The sequence below is a fragment of the Gardnerella sp. 30-4 genome, from assembly GCF_001641215.1.
Lineage (GTDB): Bacteria > Actinomycetota > Actinomycetes > Actinomycetales > Bifidobacteriaceae > Bifidobacterium > Bifidobacterium leopoldii.
Map to the genome: position 1 here is coordinate 1 of NZ_LXJL01000077.1, position 4,068 is coordinate 4,068.

The window sequence follows — 4,068 nt, forward strand, 5'->3', positions numbered from 1 at the left end:
GAATAATTTCTTTATTATATGAAAGACCAAAACTAGTAAGCTGATTTAGCAGATGTAGAGGCTCTACTACATCATACACAAACTGTGTTCTTGCAATATTTACTTTGTCTTTTATATTTTCCTTTTCTAGTTCGCCTTTCGTCATTTTTGTTACACTATCAAATTTTGCGATACCTTTATCTCTTCCAGAATATGCATCTTTATCAAGAGCAAAAGTCGGTCTAGATTGGAAAGAGAATTCATTAAATTGGTCGAACGCCCAATTGTTAGGAATTGCATAACCTAAATTCCCACTAAAACCAGTAGACATATCCGCTACAAACGAATATTTAGCATATCCTGCTTTGCTTACTTTTGAGCAGATTAATCTTGGGCCATATACACCAACTTGGTATTTCTTAATATTTTCACAACTGTTGAATAGTAAACTTATCTTCTTGAAATACGGTAAAATCATGCTGTCCAGCTGATATCCATAAGCATCAAAATCAACAGCAAAGTATATTGTACTACCAGAAGGAATACCAATCCTTTTTGCAGCGGAAATAGCAACCTGTGCATCAACAGTTCCCTGGTTAGGATTCGCAAAATATTCAGGATAATATCCTCCATCTTGATAAATTGGAAATACGGAAAGACCAGCGTTTTTTATGTTTTTAATTTCATCTAAAGTTAGAGCTTTAGATGTTGACTTTCCAACATACCCAGTCAAATATCTTCCAACAATCTGGTATCCTGCCGCTTTTAAATCTTTAGCTTGTTGAGCATTTAGTACCGTTGCACAGTCACACGCCTTGGCAGCTCTGTCTGGATTGCCTTTACTAGTTAACAACGACATCCACGTGTTAACATCAAGTGCTCCGCTGACTGGAAGCTTATAGTCTTTCTGGAATTTAGTGAGTTGCTCAGCAAAATCATCATCCCAATTCTCATTTTGAAGACAATCATATCTAATACAATTAAGTACAGCTTTTGCTAGCCATACCCACTTACCATAGGAAGAAGCGTTTTGCCTGCTAATAGTTTTCAAATTACCTCGTGTACCATGTCCAAAATTACCCGTGGCATCATCAGGCGAATAGCCTTCTAACGACTGTAAAATTTGGATAAGTGCGGTATTCATTTCTCGACCATACAAGCCGTCACAAGGAATGATACCTGTATAATCCTTATAGGTTCGGTTAATAGTTTGTTGAATAATCCTAATAACGTCAATACCACCGTAACGCTTTAGTAAAACGAACTGCTGCATAGAAAGAAGAGCTTTCATTACATCAATTGTGACAGTAGAATCACCACCAATGCCCATATCATTCTTCAACTCTTTAATAGCATTCCCAGTACCACCATAAAAGTTTTGTGTAATATCATTACCAGTAGAGTAACCCTTGCACCATAAAGCACCTTGAATAATCGAGTAAACATTACTTTGCGACTTATCACTATCGGATTGTTGCTTAACACCATGTGGATAACGTTGATTAAATTTACGTGTTGTACCAGCACCAAAATTATTTGCTGTTGCTGTTATACCAAGCTCAATCTGCAAAGCACGAATAAGCCCATTAATTGTATCCCAACCAGTATTCCCATCAGTAATAACTGAACCAAACCCAGGCTTATCACCATAGGTTTTGTTTAACCATTGCTGTGTTAGTAATACCATCTGATCCATGTTGTGCCCTCCTTTTAGGCATGAAAAAAGCCCTGAAAGATTACTCTTCCAAGGCTTAGTATTTATAATTTTTGCTAACTATATAATACCATATAGAAGGCAGTGTCATCTCGTATCAGAGCGTACCAAACCGTACCATTTTTTCAGATTTGGATTAGATTATCTGGTAAAACCATGTGCTCTAACGCTTTACCATGCCACCTTATAATCGTCATTCTGCTAGCATGGAGTTCTTTACCAATATCCTCCCACGTCATGTTACTCATGTAACGGTAGCGTAAAATCATCTGCTCATCCACGCTTTCAAGTTTAGAAATCACATCCAAAATCTGCTCTTTCAAACTGATAAGCATCGTAATCTCCATGTTAATCTTTGCTTCTAAATCCATAACCCTTATAAGAGCTTTCACAAACGGAGCTTCTATACTTCGAGTCGTCTGCACATACTCCCTGTCGTATCTTAATGAAGAAACACTTGTAGCAAGCTCACGCAGTCTTACTACCTCATCCATGTCAGCTTTAATCCGCTTATCAAGAAGATAGGCTTGCCGTAAGTATTCTTTTTTGTTCATTCTTACCTCCATTTTGAGGTAAGTTCTCTTTAGAACCCCTTTCCCTCACTTCGTTAATTGATAGTCTTGCTTTAACCGACTCGATTAAAGCATCCTGCACTTTAGCCTTCATGCTTAAAGCCCTCATCACATCCTCATCAATCGTGTCCTTAGTGATGATGTGATGGATTACAACCGTGTCGATTTGCCCTTGACGGTTAAGCCTGGCGTTCGTCTGCTGGTAAAGTTCCAAACTCCAAGTCAGGGAAAACCAGATAAGAGTTGAACCGCCAGCCTGTAGGTTAAGACCATGACCCGCGGAAGCCGGGTGAATCAATGCTACAGGAATTATGCCGGCATTCCAGTCAGCAATATCAGCACTCGTTTTAATCTCACGCACGTTAAAACGATTCTTAATCCGCTCAAGATCATGCTTAAACCAGTAAGCTACAAGCACCGGTTTACCGTTAGCAGCCTCGATTAAATCCTCTAAAGCATCAAGCTTACGATCATGAATATGAACGCTTTCTTTACACTCGTTATAAACCGCGCCGCCTGCCATTTGAAGAAGCTTATTTGAAAGAGACGCTGCGTTAATCGCATCAATTTCTTTACCTTCCAACGACACCACCATATCCTGTTTCAGCTCATCATAGAGTTTTCGCTCCTTTCCGGATAACTCTACTTTCACCTCGTTTATCACACACGCTGGCATTTTCAAATAGTCTTTCGACTTCATCGAAATCGTAATATCAGCTATCTGTTTATAGATTAAACTCTCAGCACCATCTTTAGGCTTATAAGAAAAAATCATGTGCTGGTTACGCTTATCTGGATCAAAAAAGTTCTGCCGATAATACGTAATATAGCGGCCTAGTCTTTCACCCATATCAAGCAGCCTAAACTCAGCCCACAAATCCATAAGCCCGTTAGAAGAAGGCGTGCCTGTAAGACCTACAATCCTTTTAACTTTCGGCCTAGCCTTCAGTAATGCTTTAAAACGTTTCGCCTGATACGATTTAAAACTTGAAAGCTCATCTATCACAACCATGTCGAAATTAAACGGCAGGCCGCTTTTCATTATCAGCCACTCCACGTTTTCACGGTTAATAATATAAACGTGAGCAGGCGTTTTTAGTGCTTGAATCCGCTCCTTCTCACTACCCGTCACAACCGAATAAGTAAGGTGTTTTAAATGCTCCCACTTTTCTAACTCTAAAGGCCACGTAGTGTTTGCAACCCTAAGAGGAGCGATAACCAGAGTCCTGGAAACATCAAACGAGTCAAGCATCAGGTCGTTAATCGCTGTAAGACTTATCACACTCTTACCAAGTCCCATTTCAAGCAAAACCGCTGACACCGGGTGTGTGATAATAAAATCAGTCGCATACTTTTGATACTCATGTGGCTCGTATCGCATCAATCACACCTCCAATCTGACTCCTGTCATCAACCACGAAAACCTTAAAACCTAAAGCCTGTAAATCCTTCATACGTTTCACCTGTAAAACTCTAGGCTTTTTACCTGGTGCTTTAAGCTCGACAAAACCAATCTTTCCGCCGTTAAGTAAAACCAGCCTGTCAGGAAGCCCGTCAACGGAAGGACTTGTAAGCTTTAAACAAAGTCCTCCCACAGCTTTAACATCACGGACGAGTTTTCGCTCAGTTTCCTTTTCTCGTAAAAAGCCCATCAGATACCTCTTTGTTCTTATACTTAAATTTGTATCCCTTAAAACATGGGATTCCTGTTTTCCTCATTTTTGCCCCGTTTACATCAGGCGAATGTTATTTGTGTAGCCATGTATGCTTTAGACCCATCTTTTACTTTTCTCTATATATACT

The 4,068-nt window shown here is 39.6% G+C and carries 4 protein-coding genes; all 4 read right to left on the reverse strand.

Annotated elements, in window-relative coordinates; translation table 11 throughout:
• On the reverse strand, window positions 1-1,675 hold a 1,675-nt coding region (locus A5294_RS04945; RefSeq protein ID WP_064340604.1), incomplete at its 3' end, for a glycoside hydrolase domain-containing protein.
• Between the two features lie 143 nt (window positions 1,676-1,818).
• Window positions 1,819-2,247 carry a sigma factor-like helix-turn-helix DNA-binding protein gene (locus A5294_RS04950; RefSeq protein ID WP_019260867.1) on the reverse strand — a complete coding sequence of 143 codons (429 nt, stop codon included), beginning with the start codon at window positions 2,245-2,247 and terminating at the stop codon, window positions 1,819-1,821.
• Window positions 2,207-3,646, reverse strand: coding sequence for a DEAD/DEAH box helicase (locus A5294_RS04955; RefSeq protein WP_020760706.1), 1,440 nt, complete (start codon window positions 3,644-3,646; stop codon window positions 2,207-2,209). Before A5294_RS04955 ends, A5294_RS04950 begins: the two co-directional genes overlap by 41 nt.
• Entirely contained in the window at window positions 3,627-3,917 is a 291-nt protein-coding gene (locus tag A5294_RS04960) for a VRR-NUC domain-containing protein (protein ID WP_064340605.1), read from the reverse strand. The genes A5294_RS04955 and A5294_RS04960 overlap by 20 nt, the downstream gene beginning before the upstream one ends.
• Window positions 3,918-4,068: the final 151 nt, after the last annotated feature.

Excerpts from the sequence above, each read along its gene's own strand:
- A5294_RS04955 (WP_020760706.1), bottom strand. The coding sequence starts at position 3,646 with ATGCGATACGAGCCACATGAGTATCAAAAGTATGCGACTGATTTTATT.
- A5294_RS04950 (WP_019260867.1), bottom strand. The coding sequence starts at position 2,247 with ATGAACAAAAAAGAATACTTACGGCAAGCCTATCTTCTTGATAAGCGG.
- A5294_RS04960 (WP_064340605.1), bottom strand. The coding sequence starts at position 3,917 with ATGGGCTTTTTACGAGAAAAGGAAACTGAGCGAAAACTCGTCCGTGAT.